The organism is Nocardia ignorata NBRC 108230 (assembly GCF_001612905.1).
Lineage (GTDB): Bacteria > Actinomycetota > Actinomycetes > Mycobacteriales > Mycobacteriaceae > Nocardia > Nocardia ignorata.
Genome location: NZ_BDBI01000034.1, coordinates 71419 through 89000, shown reverse-complemented (window position 1 = coordinate 89000; position 17582 = coordinate 71419). Strand labels below are relative to the sequence as shown.

The 17582-nt window shown below is 64.7% G+C and carries 11 protein-coding genes; 5 read left to right on the top strand and 6 right to left on the bottom strand.

The genetic code is table 11. From position 1 onward, the window contains the following. Positions 1–75 precede the first annotated feature (75 nt). Together NI2_RS26645 and NI2_RS33280 are read left to right on the top strand one after the other, a co-directional pair. Positions 76–1497: a serine/threonine-protein kinase gene (locus NI2_RS26645; RefSeq protein WP_067496120.1), complete on the top strand. Its 1422-nt coding sequence runs from the start codon at positions 76–78 to the stop codon at positions 1495–1497. Positions 1498–1625: 128 nt separating this feature from the next. Then, positions 1626–4706, top strand: a complete 3081-nt coding sequence (locus NI2_RS33280; protein ID WP_084476845.1) for an AAA domain-containing protein — start codon at positions 1626–1628, stop codon at positions 4704–4706. A 256-nt stretch (positions 4707–4962) separates the two neighbouring features. On the opposite strand, the gene NI2_RS26635 is transcribed toward NI2_RS33280, so the two are convergent. Genes NI2_RS26635 through NI2_RS26610 form a run of 6 tightly spaced genes read right to left on the bottom strand, consistent with a single transcriptional unit; the run spans position 4963 to position 12891 of the window. Next, positions 4963–6198 (bottom strand): McrC family protein, encoded by a 1236-nt coding sequence (locus NI2_RS26635; RefSeq protein ID WP_208115416.1) that lies wholly within the window; start codon positions 6196–6198, stop codon positions 4963–4965. A gap of 10 nt (positions 6199–6208) precedes the next feature. Then, entirely contained in the window at positions 6209–8254 is a 2046-nt protein-coding gene (locus tag NI2_RS26630; protein WP_067496117.1) for a DUF8426 domain-containing protein, read from the bottom strand. Positions 8255–8265: 11 nt separating this feature from the next. After that, entirely contained in the window at positions 8266–9573 is a 1308-nt protein-coding gene (locus NI2_RS26625) for an AAA domain-containing protein (RefSeq protein ID WP_067496114.1), read from the bottom strand. Further along, complete coding sequence (locus NI2_RS26620; RefSeq protein ID WP_067496111.1) at positions 9573–11036, bottom strand: hypothetical protein; 1464 nt, start codon at positions 11034–11036, stop codon at positions 9573–9575. The genes NI2_RS26625 and NI2_RS26620 overlap by 1 nt, the downstream gene beginning before the upstream one ends. Then, the gene (locus tag NI2_RS26615) at positions 11033–12118 is read right to left on the bottom strand and encodes a hypothetical protein (RefSeq protein ID WP_067496108.1); all 1086 of its coding nucleotides are present in this window, start codon (positions 12116–12118) and stop codon (positions 11033–11035) included. The genes NI2_RS26620 and NI2_RS26615 overlap by 4 nt, the downstream gene beginning before the upstream one ends. Further along, positions 12115–12891, bottom strand: a complete 777-nt coding sequence (locus NI2_RS26610; protein ID WP_067496105.1) for a hypothetical protein — start codon at positions 12889–12891, stop codon at positions 12115–12117. Before NI2_RS26610 ends, NI2_RS26615 begins: the two co-directional genes overlap by 4 nt. 62 nt (positions 12892–12953) lie before the next feature. Between NI2_RS26610 and NI2_RS26605 the strand changes: the two genes are divergently transcribed. From NI2_RS26605 to NI2_RS26595, 3 genes are read left to right on the top strand one after another with little or no spacing between them, the layout of a single operon-like run. After that, complete coding sequence (locus NI2_RS26605; protein ID WP_133734230.1) at positions 12954–15452, top strand: ATP-binding protein; 2499 nt, start codon at positions 12954–12956, stop codon at positions 15450–15452. A gap of 8 nt (positions 15453–15460) precedes the next feature. Beyond that, entirely contained in the window at positions 15461–16579 is a 1119-nt protein-coding gene (locus NI2_RS26600) for an aminotransferase class V-fold PLP-dependent enzyme (RefSeq protein WP_166655826.1), read from the top strand. Further along, positions 16576–17538: an aminoglycoside phosphotransferase family protein gene (locus tag NI2_RS26595; protein ID WP_067496096.1), complete on the top strand. Its 963-nt coding sequence runs from the start codon at positions 16576–16578 to the stop codon at positions 17536–17538. Before NI2_RS26600 ends, NI2_RS26595 begins: the two co-directional genes overlap by 4 nt. Positions 17539–17582: the final 44 nt, after the last annotated feature.

The window sequence follows — 17582 nt, the reverse complement described above, 5'->3', positions numbered from 1 at the left end:
ACGAAGCCGTGCGTGGGAAGATCGACAGGTGGGCGCGGCATGCGCGCATCCACACCGAGTGCACGGAGGTGGGCGGTGCAGCCGCAGGTTGTGGGAGGGCGCTACGAGCTCATCGGTGAGATCGGGGCAGGCGGCATGGGGCTTGTGTACGAGGGTTTCGACCGCCATCTGAAGCGACGTATCGCCGTGAAGTTCACCCGGCCCTCCCTCGACAACGACCCGGGGTGGGCCAAGCGCTTCCTTCGAGAGGCCGAGCTGATGGCGCGGATACGTCATCCCGGGTTGCCTACGATCTACGACGCAGGCATGGCGGCGGGCAACCCTGGGCGGCCCTACCTGGTGATGGAGTACGTCGACGGCGTCACATTCGCAGCTCTACTGCTCCGGCACGGACCGCTGCCGGTCGGGGTGGTCGCAGCGCTCGGCGCGCAGACCGCCGCGGTACTGGCCGCGGCACACCGTCATCGGATCTATCACCGTGATCTGAAGCCTTCGAATTTGATGCTGTGTGCGGATGCCACGGTGAAGGTCCTCGACTTCGGCCTCGCCGTCGCGCTCGACGCCGACATGACCCGCTACACAAGTACCGGGCACACCCTCGGTACGCCCGCATTCATGGCACCCGAACAGGTCGAGGGCAAACCGGTGGTACCGCAAACCGACATCTACGCGCTCGGACTGGTCCTGCACGAATTGCTGTCCGGTCAGCCGGTAATGACAGGAGCAACGCCGTTCGTGGTGTGGCAGAACCAGATCCACCTACCCTCGCCGGACATCCGGAACGTCAGGCCCGACGTGCCCGACGTCGTTGCCGATCTGATCGCCGACATGCTCGCCAAGTCGCCCGCGCAACGCCCGGCCGACGCGGCCGCGGTGCATGCGGTGCTGCTCGAGCACGCCGCCGACCTGGGCATACTGCCAGAAGTCGACGACCTGCCCAGCCCTACCGTGCTCTACGCACTCGCGGTCGGTAAGGGAGGGGGAGCCGGAATGCCCGGCTCGACCGCCATCGACATACCCTGTGTCGAGCCGGGGTCTGAGACACGTGCTGCTGCTGTTGGCCTCACTCGGGCTGAGCTGCGGCAAGCCGTCGAGCGGGCGCATGACCGGTTCGACGTCAGCATGCTCGAAACTGTCGTCACCGAGTTCGAAACGATCGTCGAAGCCGCTGTACCGCTGTTCGGTTCGCGTGATGCGGACGTGATCGAGGCCAGGGAACAACTCGCGGCTCTGCGATTCGACCAGCGCGACTACAGCGCGGCATCAGCGTTCTACCGCGCGCTGATCGACGATCTGACCTCCGAACTCGGGCCCTACGATGATCAAGTGATGCGCTGTCAGCGTCAGCTGGCGCGCTGTGACGCGAACGGTGGCGATAGGAAGGCAGCGCGCGCACGCTTGGCTGGCCTTCATACGCAGATGGCTGTTCGCTACGGCGAACAGGACCGTCGGGTGATCGAACTCGCCACGGAGATACGAGAAATCGGGATCGGCTGACGCACCTACCGAGCGCGCGCAACAGCGACGCATTCGCGAGTAGTGACCGCCCGAAAAAGGTTGTCGGAGTAGTGTATTGGGGTCGGGGCCCGAGCTGGCGGGGTGAGCGCATACTTCGGGGGTGAAGCGTGAGTGGAACCATTAGGCCTTACCCGATTTCCGAACTACTCGACGCTGTTCGGCTCGAGATCGCGGCCGAACTTCGTTCCGACGGGGGTGACTCGCCGAAGATTTCGCTGTCGAGTGGCGTGTTGGTCTCCTCCTCTGTCGACCGCGTCGAATACCTGTACGCCTGTAAGAAGTGGGATGTGTCGCTGGACGGCAGCCCTGTTCTGGTGCGTCCATCGCGGTCGAGCGACCCGTGGACTCCCGCGGAAGTGTCGCGTTTTCCGGATGGGAAGGTGCGGGTGGTCGTCTCCCGCCCGATCGCGGGAAGAACCTCGAATCTGCAGTTGCGCAAGGATGATTCGGCGATCTTGACGGTACTGGCGCAGCGCATCGAATCGGTGGCGGCGGACGAGAAGATTCGCGTGGACTCCGCCGGCTGGGTCCTCGGGCTGGGACGGCCTCACCTCGGCTATGAGAGCGACCCCGCCCGTTGGGTTTCGAACTGGGAAACGCTGCGATTGAACGCGCGGCAACGGACCGCGGTCGCGCATGCGCTGTCGAGCGAGGTGACCTTTCTGTGGGGGCCGCCTGGTACCGGAAAGACCGACGTCGTCGGGCATATTGTCGAAGGCAACTTCCGGCAGGGGCACAATGTTCTCTTTCTCGCGCCGACCAGGGTTGCCGTCGACCAAGCGCTGGAAAGAATCTGTGACTTGCTCGTCGACGAACCGGGATTCGCCGATGGGATGGTTCAGCGCGGTGGCGATATCGAGTCCAAGACGTTGCGCGAGCGGTTTGGCTCATCGATCGATATCGAGCAGATCACTGTCCGGGTAGCCGCAGATCTGGACGCGCAGTTCGATGAGATGTCGGCAGCGTTGGCGAAGGCCCAGGATGAAGTCCAGCTCTACACCACTGAAGCGGCTTGGCGGGAAAGCCTCGCCCAGGCACGCGAAGATTCCGCGACGGCCGCCGCAGCGCAATCCGAGGCAGAACGAGCGATTGATCAAGCACGTCTCGAAGTCGACACGCTGCAGAGTGCGCTCGCGCGCGTCGGAAGCCCCAGCGGGTTGTTCGCCAACCGTCAGGCAGCGCGAGTGGAGAGACTTCGTCGTCAGTGTGCGGACGTGGAGGGGCGGAGACAGCAAGCCGCGCGCGATGCTCACAACGCCAAAGCACGCGCGACCGCGGCCGCCGAGACCATCAAAGCCGTGCACAGGGAGCTCGCTGTGCTGGAGCCGAAACTGCGTGGGGTGGCACCCCTCCCAGCATTGCAACGGCACACAGAACAACTGCGTACCGAAGTCGAGGGGCTTCGTCGAGAGCGCGACGATATTCGGCGGACAGTCCGTCGCCGATGCCGGGTCATGGGAACGACGGTGGCCAAAGCGGTGCAGTCACGCGCGCTGCTGGAACGAGTGGACGTCGTTGTCATCGATGAAGCAGGAATGGTCGATCTGCCTTCGGCATGGCTCGTGGCCGGACTCGCACAAAAGAGAATCGTGATCGCTGGTGATTTCCGGCAGCTGCCGGCCGTGACGAAGGGTGCGGGAGACTCGAAGGCCACCGATACCGATCGTGCGCACTCACGGAAGTGGTGCGCTCGCGACCCGTTCCGGGCAGCCGAATTGGTAGACGACTCGGGTACGGTGCGCGAAGATGATCGGCTGGTCGCGCTGGATACCCAATATCGAATGCGTCAGCCGATCTGTGCGCTCGTAGATGCGGTCGCTTACCCCGATGCGCCCTTGAAAACCGGGCGAGGCGACGGAAGCAGTATCCCTGCCAACTCCCTGGTCGATACGGCCATGCTGCTCATCGACACCTCCCGGCAGCGAATACCCGGCCCCGACAACAAGGCGAACACCGTCAACGAGGCGGTCGTGCACGAATTGATCCGCGGGTTGCAGTACGAAGGGGTACTTCCTGGGCGGAAGTGGCAGGCCGCGGAGATACCCGCAGGTGCACAAGCTGTCGACCGCCTCGCCGTCATCGCACCGTATCGCGCGCAGGTCAAAGCACTACAAGGAAGTTTGAAGTATCGCTTCGGCGCCGAATACGAGGGTTTGGTCGACACCATCCATCGATTCCAGGGCAGCCAGCGTCCGGCGGTCATCTTCGATACCGCGGTGGGCGCGGGCAAGGATCTCGGCTACTTCTACCGCGAGACGGGGCTGTCTTCGCAGACATGCAGGCTGCTCAATGTGGCACTCAGCCGCGCACAGGACCATCTGATCGTTGTCGCCGATCTCGAGCATCTGAGAAGGCATCTGCCGCCACGTAGTGAGGCAGGCGCGATGATCGACTATCTCGAGGCACATGCGCAGGTGCTGTCGGCCGATCAGTTCGTGCCGATACGTGACGCGGCCCAGCTGTCCGAACTTTCCGGGGAAGAACTGAGCCGCCCCGCCTTCTTCCCTGCGGACGAAGTACCGAAGGCCGTGGCATGGGACATCGCCCGCGCAGCGCGAAGCATCGAGATCTACTGCCCGTTTCTGGATCCCGAGCCCGTACGAAAGTGGTCGAAACTGCTCGACGAACGAATTCGGGCGGGCATTCGCGTCGTCGTATCCACGAGGGGCACCGACGAACAGCGAGACGACAGAGCTGCAAATCGTCACCGCGCGCTGATCGGCGAATTGCGAACTGTCGGCTGCGAGGTCGATTTCCGTGAGCGGATGCACGAGAAGGTTCTCATCATCGACGGCTCCGTACTGTGGCACGGTTCGCTCAATCTGCTCGCCAACTTGGGACCGACGGACCTGATGATGCGCTTCACCGACCCGGCGTCGTGCGAACGTGTCAACAGAGTGATCGACCGTGCCCGTAAGGACCGGGCGGCGCGAAACATGTATGCCCCGGCATCGGACCGTGTCGAAGCCGCGCCGACGGTCCGAGCGAATGGCTCGCCCTCGATGCAGCGACCCGAGCCGGGAGTGATCCTGAACGGTCGGCTCTACCTGAGCGTTCCCTTCGCCGATAAAGATGAGGCGAAAAGGCAGCTCCACGCACGCTGGGACGGGGAGAACAAGCTCTGGCATGTCGACGTGAGCGAGGTCACTCGGGATCAGGCGCAGCGCTGGTTGCCGCCCGCGCCTTGACCGCTGACCTTCGGTGCAGGTCAGTGGTGGGCAGGTCGCAGGGTTCGCTTCAACTCATCGTTCGAGATGCCTTGTGTCACTTCGACTACCCGATCCCAACCGTCCTTCCAACCGGCGCTGACAGCGATGGTTCGCAGGGTGAGGGGCTGCCGACTGCGACTGTGGCGTTGGCTTGGTCGGCGAACTTGTGGCTGATGCCCGGCGGCTCGGCGGTGCCGAAGCGGGATCGGATGGGATCGCGGCCACCGCGACGGCGCTACGAAGCAGTGTGCTGACTGCTTTCCGGGCCCCACAGCTCGCTTCGGAGCCAGGCTGCGCTCGAGGCGGGGGATCGGTCGACGTCGATGCCGATGGTGTGGATTGTGCCGAGGTGGCGGTTGTTGCCGCGGATGCGCAGGGTTCGGTGGGAGTGTCGGTGGGTGGCCGGGTGGATGATGGCGGCTTCTGGGGTGTCGGTCGGGGAGTAGCCGCTGATGTAGGTGAGAAGTTGGTGGGTGTCATCTGCGGAGACGGAATTGCCTTCGTAGCGTTTGTATTTCGCGTCGACGGGAAAATAGTGGGGCGCTGTGGTGGGACGGAAGGTGACGACCACGTCGGGGCGGAAGGTACGGGTGGAGATGTCGCCGGTGACCGTGATCTTGGTGGCCGTTGCCGTGGTGGCGCCGGGTGGGGCGGCGTCGGCGAGAATGCGGGCGACTGCGGTTTCCCACAGGGTGGGGAGGTCGAGGAGGAGGCTTTCAGCGGTCGAACCCACGTCGGTGAGTAGATCGGTGACGCCGCCCGCGCGCAGGACCAGACCGGCCCAGACGTGGGCTGGGCGGTAGCGCCGGTTGAGTCGAGTGTAGGTGGCTCGGTTCAGGGCGCGGACGGCACCGGAAACCCTTCCGGACGCGGGGAACTCGGCTGCGAGTACGGACAGGCGTTGGGCCAGTACGGGATCGGAGACCATGGCCCGGGCGGCGCGGAGGGCATGGCCGCAGACTTCGTTCTCCCAGATGGTTGGGCTGCGGTCGAAGGTGTCGAGGTGGAGTTGGTCGAGCATGCCGTAGCGTCGGGTCGCCTGGCTGACGGCATCGAACCGGCCGCGCAGTACCGGGGCGAGTTGCTGGGTGCGGACGTAATCGCGGCGCAGGCCGTCGCGGGCCAGGATGCGGCATTCGTGCAGCAGTGCGGCGGCGACGATATCGGCAAAACCTGTCCGGGAGACGGACCATTCGCGTGCGGTCGCGTCGTGGGGGACCGGCGCCGCCAAGGCGTAGCACAGCCACCGGATGAGGGATTCACCCGTGAACGTGAGCTTCGGATCGATCACCAGACGTATCCGGTCCAGGTTGAGGACACCGACCGTTGCGCGGGCTGTGAGGCGCCAACCGGTGCGGGACTGTTCCACACTGAAGCGGCGCCGATCTTGAAGTGCTCGGAGGCGGACGAGGTCGGCTGCGGTGAGTTGGTCGTCGGCTACCGAGACAGACGCGTATTCGCTGATTCTCACCTCGGCCCGTTCAATCATCGAGACCGCTGCCATCAGAGGTGAATTCGGCAGCCAGGGCGATCGGCAAGTCCGTTACGGTGAATACCGCGGGGCGGCCCGTATCGGGGTCGACGAGGGTGCCGAGGATTCGGTGCAGCAGTTCGGTACGCCCCATGCAGTAGTCCTCGAGCAACGGAACTATGTCGTGGTAATAGGCGGCGGCGATTTCTTCCTCGGTCGAGACCGGGAGACCGTTGTGGAGCAGATAGGCGTGACCGATCTGATGGTCCGCGTCGAGATGGGTAGATATGCGGTCGTTGAGGGATGAGAGGAATTCGGACAGGTCGAGTGGTCCTATGGTGCCGGAGACAACGTCCGGGTCCGGTCCGACAAGGACGAATGCGAAGCGGCGCCGAATCGCGGCGTCGAGATGGCCGACACTGCGATCGGCGGTATTCATGGTGCCGATGATCCGGACATTGGGCGGAACGGCGAAAGTGCGCTGGCTGATCGGCAGATCAATGGAGAGGCCACGCTTGTCGGTTTCCAGGGCGGTGATCAGTTCGCCGAATATACGGGGCAGGTCGCCGCGATTGATCTCGTCGATGATGAGCAAGAAATTGTCGGCCTCGTCGGCTTTCGCGGCGTCGGCGCACAGCTTGTGGAACAGTCCGTCGGTGAGTTCCAGATGCAGGCCCGCGGTGCCGGGATGGTGTGCCGGTTTGAAGCCTTCCACGAAATCCTCGTAACCGTAGGAAGGGTGGAAGGTGACCAGTCGAACGCGTCCGGTGCGGAGCAACTCGTTGACGGCCGCATTGCGGGTAGAGCTGTCGATGTCGGCTGTGCGACCGTGGATCGCGAGCGCCACGTCGAGCGCGCGGCGGGTTTTGCCGGTGCCGGGCGGGCCGTGCAGGATCACCTGTCCTTTGCGATCCAGGGCTGCCGTGATCTCCGAGATGGATTCCGGCAGTTCAGTTTCAACAGAGGAGGCCTGCGTGGGAGTGTCCGTCCGATTCTTGGTGATTTCGGCGAACAGGCTGTCCTTGACCTTGACAAGGGTACGTCGCCAACCCTGCGGTGTTTCCAGGCGCTGCGCGAAACTGGTATCCCAGTCGACGGGGACGACGTGTTTGCACTCGTCCCGTGAGTCGTCGAAATAGTAACCGCCGGTGACGGTTCCAATCGCCAGCACGGTCGACAGACCGCGGTTGGCGACGATTCGATCACCAGGCTCGAGATCGCGATAGGCGAGCAGATTCTTCGCACTGCTCACCGCGGCGCTCGGCAACAATTCCGCGAATGCCTCCTTGAGATCGGCGTCGCTGGTGTATTGCGTGAGGTCGCCGAGTTCGTCCCAACCGACGCAAATGTATTTGCCGTCTACGCAATCCTGCCAATGCTTCGCCTGCTCGCCCGGCGCGATCTTCCAGATCGCACGGCGACGTTCCCGCGGATCGAAATTGTCGTACAGGAACTGCATTACAGCGTGAGGTGCCCAGTCGGACAGCTCCTGATGCTGTTTCACGAGTGCAAGAAGCTGACGGTTCGCCCGCCAGGACGTAGCACCGCGTTCCGGGGTTCCGCCGAGACGTTCGATGAAGCTACGCAAATGGGAGCCCGAGAACACGGGGAGGAAGTGCTGGGGAAAATAGGTTGCCAACGACTTCGTCACCAGCGACTGGCCGGATCGCAGAGCATCCAGGTCGTCGAGTTCGTCGAAGGCTTCACGTTCGGCCGCGTCGAACGCCGCGACGAACTGTTCCCGCAAACGTCGCCATCCAGCCTCGAGGTCCGAGCCGAGTTGCGGAGCGAGCTTCCATTCACCCGAACTGCGTCGGAAAATGATGTGTTTGCCCGCGCTACCGCCACCGATACCACCGAGGTCGACTGTGTCGAACTCCATCAGACGGCAGTACGTGCCCGGACCGCAGCCCAGGGCGTAGCGCTCCACAGGGAGGGTCGGCCAGTCCGCCAACGGGAATTCGACAAGGACCAGCTTTCGCTGCTGCTCGGCCTTGGCAACTCGGTCGGCGGCCTGGCTGGTGTCGTAGGCGGCGATCGCGGTCGAAATGTCCATGTGTCGTTGTCCTACAGTCGAATTCGATGGCGTTCGAGGTGGCTGAGGATGGACTGGTTGGCTTCCCAGCCGTCGGGGAATTTGACCGGCACACCCAGGTGGACGGGCTCCGTGGACGGGTAGGCGTCGAGGAGTTCGGCGATGCCGGTTCGGGCGACCACGATGCAGGCGTGGCGGTGGCGGGAGGTCAGGACGCACAACCGCCCGGCTTCGAGGTGGAAGGAGCTGGCGTCGCGGCGGCCTGACAGGGGGTGGAGGACGATGGTGATGTCGTATTCGCGGCCCTGGAGGCGGTTGGCGGTGTCGACGGTGACCGTCTCAGCGAGGGTGCCGCGCAGGGCCAGGCGGATGGCTTCGGCTTGGTCGCGGTGGGCGGTGCCGATGGCCAGGCGGTTGGCGGTGACGGGGTGGATGCCCTGTTCGGAGGTGGCGGTGGCGCCTCGTTCGAGGATGCGGACGGCCAGAGAAGCGATGGCGGACACCGCTTCTCGGTCGGTGCGCAGGGTGTTGCGGGCGGGGAGTTCGTAGAGGGCCCAGCCGTGGTCGGCTGCTTCGTCGAGGCAGCGGTCCAGCGGAGTGCGCAGGCCGTGGGTGACGTAGGAGAGTTGGCGGGTGCCGGGGGCGGTGCCTGCGGTGAAGGGGGTGAAGGGGTAGAAGGCGGCGGAGATGACGTCGGCGGCGGTGGTGGGGAGGCGCCAGGAGACGGGGAGGCGGTGGATGGGGATGTGGCGGTCGCGGTTGTTGGCGAGCATGACGGGGACGGCGCTGCGGGTGGGGTCCCAGTCCAGGCCTGCCCAGCGGTCGGATTCGACGGTGGCGAAGGGGTCGAGTTGGCCGGGGTCGCCGACGAAGAGGCCGCGGTCGAAGCGGCCTGCGATGCGGAGGAGCATTTCGGAGCGCATCTGGTAGGCCTCGTCGACGATGGCGTGTTCCCAGGTGCCCTCGGTGAGGGTGGCCCATTTGGCGGCGGTGCCGATGAGGATGGTGCGGTCGGCGAGGTCGTCGACTTTGGCGGCGGCGCGGACGTTCGGGAGGTCGATGCGGTCGCTGGGGCGGTAGTCCTGGGCTGAGAGGCGGCCGATGGGGAGGTCGGGGTGGGCGGCGGCCAGGCGGGCGATGAGGTCGTCGACCTGTTCGTTGGTTTGGGCGACGATCATGCGCTGGGTGCCGTCTTGGGCGAGCTGACCGGCGGCCTTCACGACGAGGGTGGATTTGCCCGCGCCGGGAGGTGAGTCGACGACGATCGCCTTGTGGGAGGTGTCGGCTAGGTCGGTGAGGATATTGCTGACGGTGGTATCAGCGGCGTGTGCGGCGGACATCAGTTCTCCTCATCGGTTTCCGGTGGGCCGCCGTGGGTCCAGGGAGTTTCCTCCGGGGGTGGGAGGGTGGCGGCTCGGAAGTTGCCGTTGGGGCCGAAGCGGGCCAGGACGATGCGGTCACCTTCGACGTTCACCGTGCCTTCGGCGGGAGCTTTTGCGCTGCGGCCCATTCCGCCGCTGAGTTCGAGCACGATCACGTCGTCGTCGACCTCGAGAACCTTGGCTTGCTGGTTCTTGACGGCGGCGTTGTGCAGTGATTCGCCGGCAACAGGTGTGAAGGGGTCTGTCGTTGTCACGCGCAGCAAGGGGCGCAGCACGCTTTTGCCCTTGTCGCTCAGCGTGGTTCGGGTGGGCTCGGAGTCGATGACGGTGGCGAGACAAGCTTCGCCTGCCAGTCGGCGCTCCAGCATGACGTAGGGATCGTCGTAGGCCATTGCGGCGGTGAGTCGTTCGAGCGCCTGTTCACGGGCGAGCAGTCGCCGGACGGCGGAGGTAGGAGAATCGCGCCGGGACTGGGCCTGGGTTTCGACGATCTCGGTGAAGTAGGAGAAGGAGCGCACATCCTCGGCCCAGCGGGCAGCCACACTGGATCCCTCGGGGAGCGCGCGCAAGAGCGAAAGGCCTTGCCACATCAGCTCCCACGTCGGTTCCAGCTGGGTTCGGAGCGCCTGTTCGAGGCGCTGGACGGCGCGGGTGCGGGCGATGTCGTCGGCGGCTGTGTCGTAGGCGTTGATGAGTGGGGCGAGGACGACATTGTCGAAGCCGGGATCGGTGGCCGGACCGGCCGGCGGGCAGATGGTCGGGTCCTCGGCGCGGGCCGCGGCTTCGGGACCGGTCAGGTTGTCGGGCGGTGCGATCCAGCCGAGGAGAGCGGTGAGGTTGGCGTCCTCGAGAGCGGATTGCCCGGTGGTCCAGTGCGTGGACAGGTGTGACGTGAGGGGTGCGAGCGCGGTCGAACCAGGATGTTCGGCGCGGTCGCAGTACCAGGTGAGCCATCGGCCGACGAGCGGGATGGCGGGGGAAACGGCGTCATCGCCTTCGGTGCGGCGGAAGCGCAGGGAACGTCCGAGGAGCTTCAAGAAGGTGACGGCGGCTTGGTTGGGCACCCAGATCTGCGGGGCGTCGACACAGCGGTCGATGGTCTCGTTGGTCTTCTTGTCGATCACGACCGGTTCGGTGTCGTCGGCGTGGCGGTCGATGTGGGGGAGCAGGATCGCCGCCAGTTCCTCGGCGAAGCGCAGGCGCAGGACGCGGTCGCGGGGCTGCGGGACGATGAGAAGCCTCGCCTCGTCATGGTTGGCGCCGACCAGCACTGCCAGCGGTGCCGCCGCCTCGCCCGCGAGATGCAGGGGGATGAGGACGAGGGGCTGCTCGGCGAGGTGACAGTGGCGGACGGTCGCGGTCGGCACGGCGCGGCCGGCGTCGACCGCCTCTACTTTCGCCAGTGCGGACAGCACACTCACGCGATCTCCTGACGCAGACGGTGTGCGGTACGGAGCAATTCGGCGATGTCGACCTGGTCCTCCGTGGGAGTGCGCGAACCACGGGCCAGAGTGAGGACGTCGTCGATATTGTGCAACCCGCCGAGTTCGTCGCGGACGCCGCGACCGAGCGAGTCGACGGAACCGCAGGCACGGGCTTCGGAGCGGCAGAGGAAACCGAGTTCGCACGTGGAGATGCACTCGGGGGCGAAGCGGGCGGGGATCGCGGAGATCACGTCGTCCAGTTGCGGGCCGGGTTCGAAAGTCGCTCCGGGCGGGACCAGTTCGACGAGAGACTCGATCGACGTCAGCCGGGACAACTGGCGCGAGACGACGGACAGTTGATTGCGCAGGTCGACGAACGTCGCGGTGGGACGGTTCGAGAAATCCTTCGTGCACACCAGGATCGCGTTGTGGGAGACGAGCTTTTCGGGGTCTGCGCCCAACTCCTCGAGCAGGCGCCGCAACGCGATCACGTACACCGCGGACTGACGCGCCGCGGCCGCGACCTGTGCGGGGTCGGCCTGGCCGTCGATCATGGGGAACGACTTGATCTCGACGATGTGGAACTTGCCCTCGATCTGGAGGGCGACCAGATCCGGCTCGAGGTACGCGAGCGCGCCGGCGATGTCCAGACGCAGCATCGGATGGTCGAACAGCGTGCCTTCACCGGTGTCGAGCGCCTGCCCGAGTAGTTGGCGGGTGCGCTGATACCGCACCGCGTTTCCGACGTTCTCGCCGACCGCGTCGAGGTTGTGATAGGCCACTTCGGGAATGGTCAGGCCGAGGACGTCGCGCAGGAGCGCGAGCAGATCGGCGCAACCGTTCGCCTTGACCATCGACTCGAAGGCGTTGCCGCGCGTAATCGCGAACGACGACTGGCCGTACTGCGGCGGGTAGCCGAGTTCCCGTGCGACAACAGCCTTGTCGACAGCGGCGGCGTCGAGCAGCGCGCGGCGGGCGCAGCCGGGGTTCGCGGTGAGCGCGGCGATGGTCCGGGCGTTGTGACGGATCGAGGGGGCTCCGCCGCGCAGCTCCTGCAGGCGGGCCGAAAGTTCTTTCATCCCATCTCTTTTCGTGTGGCGGCCAGGCTCAGCCGGGTGCCGAACAGTTGGGCGGGTTGATCGAGCTGCTGTGCCGCCCTGGTCGCGGCATGTTGCCGCTGGAATGCGTCGTCTTCTTCGTGGACCGCGAGCTCGCGTTGTGCGGCGGTCTTCACGTCCTCGGCATCGATGGAATCGGGGGTGCCTGTTACGCCGGGGATGGAGTTCGCCAGGCGCCACATCAAGCGGATGCCGTCCGGTGAAATGTCCGGCTGGCCTCTGACGTGGTCGGCCAGTCGGATCGCTGAGGTCAGCAGGTTCACTCGGGGGCTCAGGGGTCCGATCATGCGTTGGGGGAGTGTCCAGCTGCTCAGGGCGAGGAGTCCGCGTGCCGGAGCGAGGAGGTCGGTGGTGAGTGCTGCGCAGATGTAGTACGGGCGCGCGAAAGGTGCGGCGCGGAAGGAGCGTTCCTCGTCGCGGCGCAAGCTCGTCAGCCGTGCGGGGGCCAGGTCGCCGGAGAAGAAGGCGGTGTGGACCTGCATCACCAATTTCGGCGCCGACGGTGCGCCGAGCAGGGTGAGTGCGCGGTGAACATGCTCGCGTACCGGAACATTCGGATCCGGGGTCGGTGTTTCGCCGGGTCCGAGAACTGCTTCGTCCCACTCGGTTTCGACCGCGCGCAGCTCATTGCGCAACTGGCGGGCAGCCAGGCGGTCGCCGGCGGAGACGGCGCGTCTGACGGCTGCGCGCAGTTCGTTGATGCGGGCTTCCAGCAGCTCCGCAGCTTCTGACATGGGGCCGAGGGTAAGTGGAAGTTCCAGTGATGTCCAGTATTTTCCAGTAACTATTGTCCCGGTTGCTCGGGATCGATTGCCCGACAGCGTCGATCGAGGCCATGCAGCGGCTTATGATTCAGGTAACAGCCTTGTGCGCTGCGCAAAGGCACAGAAGCGAGGGGAACGCTTTGGCGGGGACAGCTGCACCGGCACCGTTGGTGGACAGAATCGATGAGCTCGCGACGTTGCTGAATACCGTCGATCGGTCGGTAGAAGAACGTCAGCTGAGCGTCATCGTCCTGCGCGGTGAGGCTGGGGTGGGGAAGACGAGTCTGCTGACCCGCTTCGCGCACGAAGCGGCGGTCCGACACCAGGGCGCACACCTGCTCACGGGCTACGGCCAGGCAATGCTGAATTCACTGGCCTCGGACTCGTTCCAGGCGGTGCGTGAGTGCCTGAGGTCGATGGCGTCCTCGGCGCAGCGATCCGGATCGCCCACCCGCTGGCAACGAATCACCCAGTCCTTCAAAGAGAATGCACCCGACTGGATCGAGTCGGTACCGGTGGTCGGACAGGTGCTTGCCGCGGGCGTGCGAACGGGGCAGTCCTATGCGGCGAGCAGTGGCGGTGAGCGCACAGAGATGGACAGCCGTCTCGACCAACTCCTGCTGCTCATCGAGGACATCGTCACGGATGCTCCGCTGCTGATGGTCCTCGACGACCTCCATTGGGCGGATACGGCCACGATCGACCTTTTGACGACAATCGCGCTGAGAGTCAAGGGTCCGCTCGTCCTCGTCCTGGCGTATCGCTCCGATCAATTGAAATCGACCGACGAGACACATCCCCTGCAACGCACAGTCTTTCGCTTGTGCCGATATCTGCCCGATACCCAGGTCATCGACTTGCCGCGTTTGTCTCCCGAGGACACCGAGGAACTGGTCCGGCGAACAGTGGCAGGTCCGCGGATCGCGCCACACGCGGTGTCGAGGATCGTCCGGATGAGTGCGGGTAATCCATTGTTCGCGGAGTCGTTGGCGCGCGTGGATCACCGTAGCGGGCATCAACCGCCGCGACAGATTACAGCGGTTATCGAGGACCGCCTTTCCTACCTCACTGCCGAGGATCAGCGGTTGCTCGAGACGGCAGCGTTGATCGGCTACAACTTCGAAGTCGACTACCTTGCCGAACTGGCCCGGCTCGATGTGGACGATGTATTCGAGCGGTTGCACGTGCTGTTCGACGAGCACGATCTGGTCCGTCCGGCGGAAGTGCGAAACGAATACGACCGGTACCGGATTCATCATCCGCTGTTCGCGCAGGTGCTGCGTGAGCGTGGCGTGGCGAATGGACCTCGGTGGCGGCGCCACCACGCCAAACTGCTGCAGATTCTCGAAGCCGAGCAAGACTGGGACGACGAGATGTGGGTGCGTGCGACAGCCGTCGCCGTCGAAGCGCGCAACCGCGCGAAGGCCGGGTCGTTGGCGTTGCAGGCGGCTCGACGGCAGTTCACGCTCGGAGCCGTCTCCAAGGCGCGTGACCTCGCCCGAATCGCGGTCGAGCACACGCCGAGCTTCGGTGCCCACGCCTTGCTCGCCGAATGTTTGTCCGCCGGTGGTGACCACTTGGCAGGGGTCGATGCCTGCGTAGCGGCTCTCGGCCTCACCGAATCCACGACAGTCGATCCGTCGACCTTGGCACACGTGCGCCTGCTGTGGGCGCGCAATCTCCGAATGACCTGCCGCTGGACACAGGCCGTCGACGTGCTCGACCAGTTGGCTGCCGCGTACCCGGAACCCAGCGAGTTGCTCGCGGAGACGTTGAATCTCTATGCCGAGGTCGCGCTGTGCGGTCCGGTTCAGGACAGTGCACGATGCATCGAGCTCTGCGACCAGGTAGCGGTGATGTCCGCGGATCCCGAAGTGCAGTCGCGGGCATTCGGCCATCGAGGGCTGGCGCATCTGACCGCGTATCAGCCCATGGAAGCCGAACAATGGTTGCAGAAGGCGATCGACGTCGCGGTTGCTGCCGATCACCCCTACGCCGAATACGAGGCGGTGCACTGGCTCAGCAAGAAGACGATGGCGTGCATGGAACTCGAGCGGTCCGCTCAGCTACTCGCTCAGTTGCGCGAGATGTCGCAGACGTCCGGGGTTGCCAGCGAGAACCCGCCACACGTCCGCGACCTCAGCCGTGTGCTGGGGCTGCTGGGTGAATTTCCCAATGCCGCGAACGCTTTTGCGGTGTTCACAGATCTCAGCCAGGTGTCTGCGGCGGGGCGTGTGTCGACGACATTGGCATGTCAGCTGTCCGAGATCGAGTGGCTGCACGGTTCAGGGGCGGCGGCCGGCTTTCTCGACGAGTTGTGCAGGGCGGCCGATGAAGACTTTCTGATGGTGGAATCACGAGAACTGCTGCGCCGTTTGGTGGATGGACTTCGGGTGCGGCCGGCGATCTGGGATCCCGTGCACTATGCGATCAGCGAGTTCGGGGTGTCCGACGACGACGCACGTGCCGCCGACGCCATCTTCCGGTTCGACGTTCCGAGCTTGGCTCAACTGCGCGCGGGACTGCAATGAAACCCGCTGTGGCAGCGGAGTTCCCACTGGCTGCCAGGCTTACGCAGTTCAATCACGCCTCGTACGGGCTCAGCTCCTTGCGCGTGATCGAACAGGGAGAACGTCTTCGGCGTCGGATCGAATCCGACCCGACTGTGTACTTGGGGTCCGAGTTGACCGATCGGCTCCTGGCGCAGACCACGAAGGTGGCTCGGGCCGAGGGATTGGCCGAAGAACGAATGACGCTGTGCACCAATGCAACGTCGGGCGCTGCTGCGATCATCGATTCGGTTCCGCTGTCTGCGAACAGTACGGTAGTCGTCCTCGATGTCGAGTACTCGTCGATACGCCGTGCCTGGGAGATCGCCTGTTCGAAAGCCGGGGCAGCTTTCGTGCCGGTGCCGGTGCCGGTGCCGTTCGAATCCGCTGCTGATCTATTGTCGGCACTCGATGCACGCACCCCTGAGCGGGTCGACTACCTGCAGGTCAGCGCGATCACTTCCTCGACCGCGATACATCTGCCGGTCGCGGAACTCGGTGATTGGGTGGTGCAGCGTGGTGGCCGCCTCATCGTGGATGCGGCACACTGCCCCGGACACATTCCATTGGAGCCAGACCATTGGAAGGCCTCGGCGGTCTTCGGCACCCTGCACAAGTGGTATCCGACCCTCAGGCCGGTTGGTTTCCTTTGGCTCACGCCAGAATTCGATGCTCTCATCCGGCCGGCCGAGGTGTCGCTGACATGGGATTCCGCGAACCTCGTCGAACGGTTCTCCTGGCCTGGCACATTCGATCCCGTTCCACGCCTCTGCGTCGACACCGCCTTCGAGCAGTGGCGCGAATGGCGAACGGAGGGCCTGCTCGAGCAGTGCCGGACATTGGCCGACTCAGCGGAGAATTCGCTGGCCGGGGTCGGCGCCCGATGCACGGCGTCACGAGAATTTCAGCCGCCACGGCTGCGTGCTTTCGTTCTGGACGGAGCCGACCCAGCCGAGGTGAAGAACTCGCTGCTGGGCGATGAGGTCCGGGCGTGGGTCGGGCAAGGCGCGCAGGGAGAATGCCTGCTGCGTTTGGCGACGCATATCTACAACGACGAGAACGACGTCGACCGTGTCACCCACCGAATCAAGGAGGTGCTGTCTCGATGAACGTCCCGACAATCCCCGAACGGCTGGAAGCGGCGATCATCTTCCTGCGCGGAGAGGAGGACGGACGTGCCTGGCTCGGTGCGTTGCCCGACCAGCTCGGTGACTACGCGGCGCGGTGGGGACTCGAGCTGCACACCATCGCCGAAAACGGCGCGATGTCGTGCTGTGTCTTCTGTACAGAAGTCGAGACCGGTCGTGCCGCCGTGCTCAAGATTCCCGTCGATCTGGAGGCCGGCAACACCGAGACGCGGATGATCGAGCGGTGGGCCGTCGGCAGTGCCGCACCCACCGTTCTGCAGCACGACACCGAGACCGGGGTCTTCTTGATGACCCGGATCATCCCGGGCGCAGTCGCTTGGCCAGGTGCTGATCCGGCCGAATCGGACAAGTTTGCCACGCTGCTCAGCAGGCTCAATGCTCCCGACCTGCCGGAGCCGCCGGTGCTGAAGGACATCGCCGACATCGCGGAGATGCGAATGGGTTGGGCGAGAGAACGATTCGATGATCCGAAGTTCGCGGCCTCGATCGAACGTATCGACGGCAAACGGCACCTTGCGTCAGCGCAGCGCGTGCTCGAAAAGTTGTTGAGTACCACGGGGCGCCGGCATGTGCTCCATGCCGATTTGCAGGCCAAGAACATCTTGCAAGGCCCTGACCTCTGGTACACGATCGACCCGTTGGGGGCAGTCGGAGATGTGAACGCTGAAGCCGCGTTGTGGGTGGCAATTCAGGACGGGCCGCGCACGATCTCCGAGCGACTCGATGATCTCGCTCACCATCCACTACTGACGCCGAGCCGCTTGCAAGCGTGGACCTATGTCTTCGCGGTCGCGGAGTATCGACCCTACTTGCCTGCTTCAGGGGAACGAATCGAGCGATTCATCGCTCTCGGAACTCCGGCGATTGACACCCTTCTGACCTGCGAAGACTGGGCAGTGGAGGATGGGCAAACTACGTGAGTAGGGACGCTGGCACGGGCGGAAGACCCACACATGCCACCGTT

What these genes read in the sequence shown, in the direction of transcription:
- NI2_RS26595 (WP_067496096.1), top strand. Translation starts at nt 16,576, where the DNA reads ATGAACGTCCCGACAATCCCCGAACGGCTGGAAGCGGCGATCATCTTC.
- NI2_RS26615 (WP_067496108.1), bottom strand. Translation starts at nt 12,118, where the DNA reads ATGAAAGAACTTTCGGCCCGCCTGCAGGAGCTGCGCGGCGGAGCCCCC.
- NI2_RS26625 (WP_067496114.1), bottom strand. Translation starts at nt 9,573, where the DNA reads ATGTCCGCCGCACACGCCGCTGATACCACCGTCAGCAATATCCTCACC.
- NI2_RS26630 (WP_067496117.1), bottom strand. Translation starts at nt 8,254, where the DNA reads ATGGACATTTCGACCGCGATCGCCGCCTACGACACCAGCCAGGCCGCC.
- NI2_RS26610 (WP_067496105.1), bottom strand. Translation starts at nt 12,891, where the DNA reads ATGTCAGAAGCTGCGGAGCTGCTGGAAGCCCGCATCAACGAACTGCGC.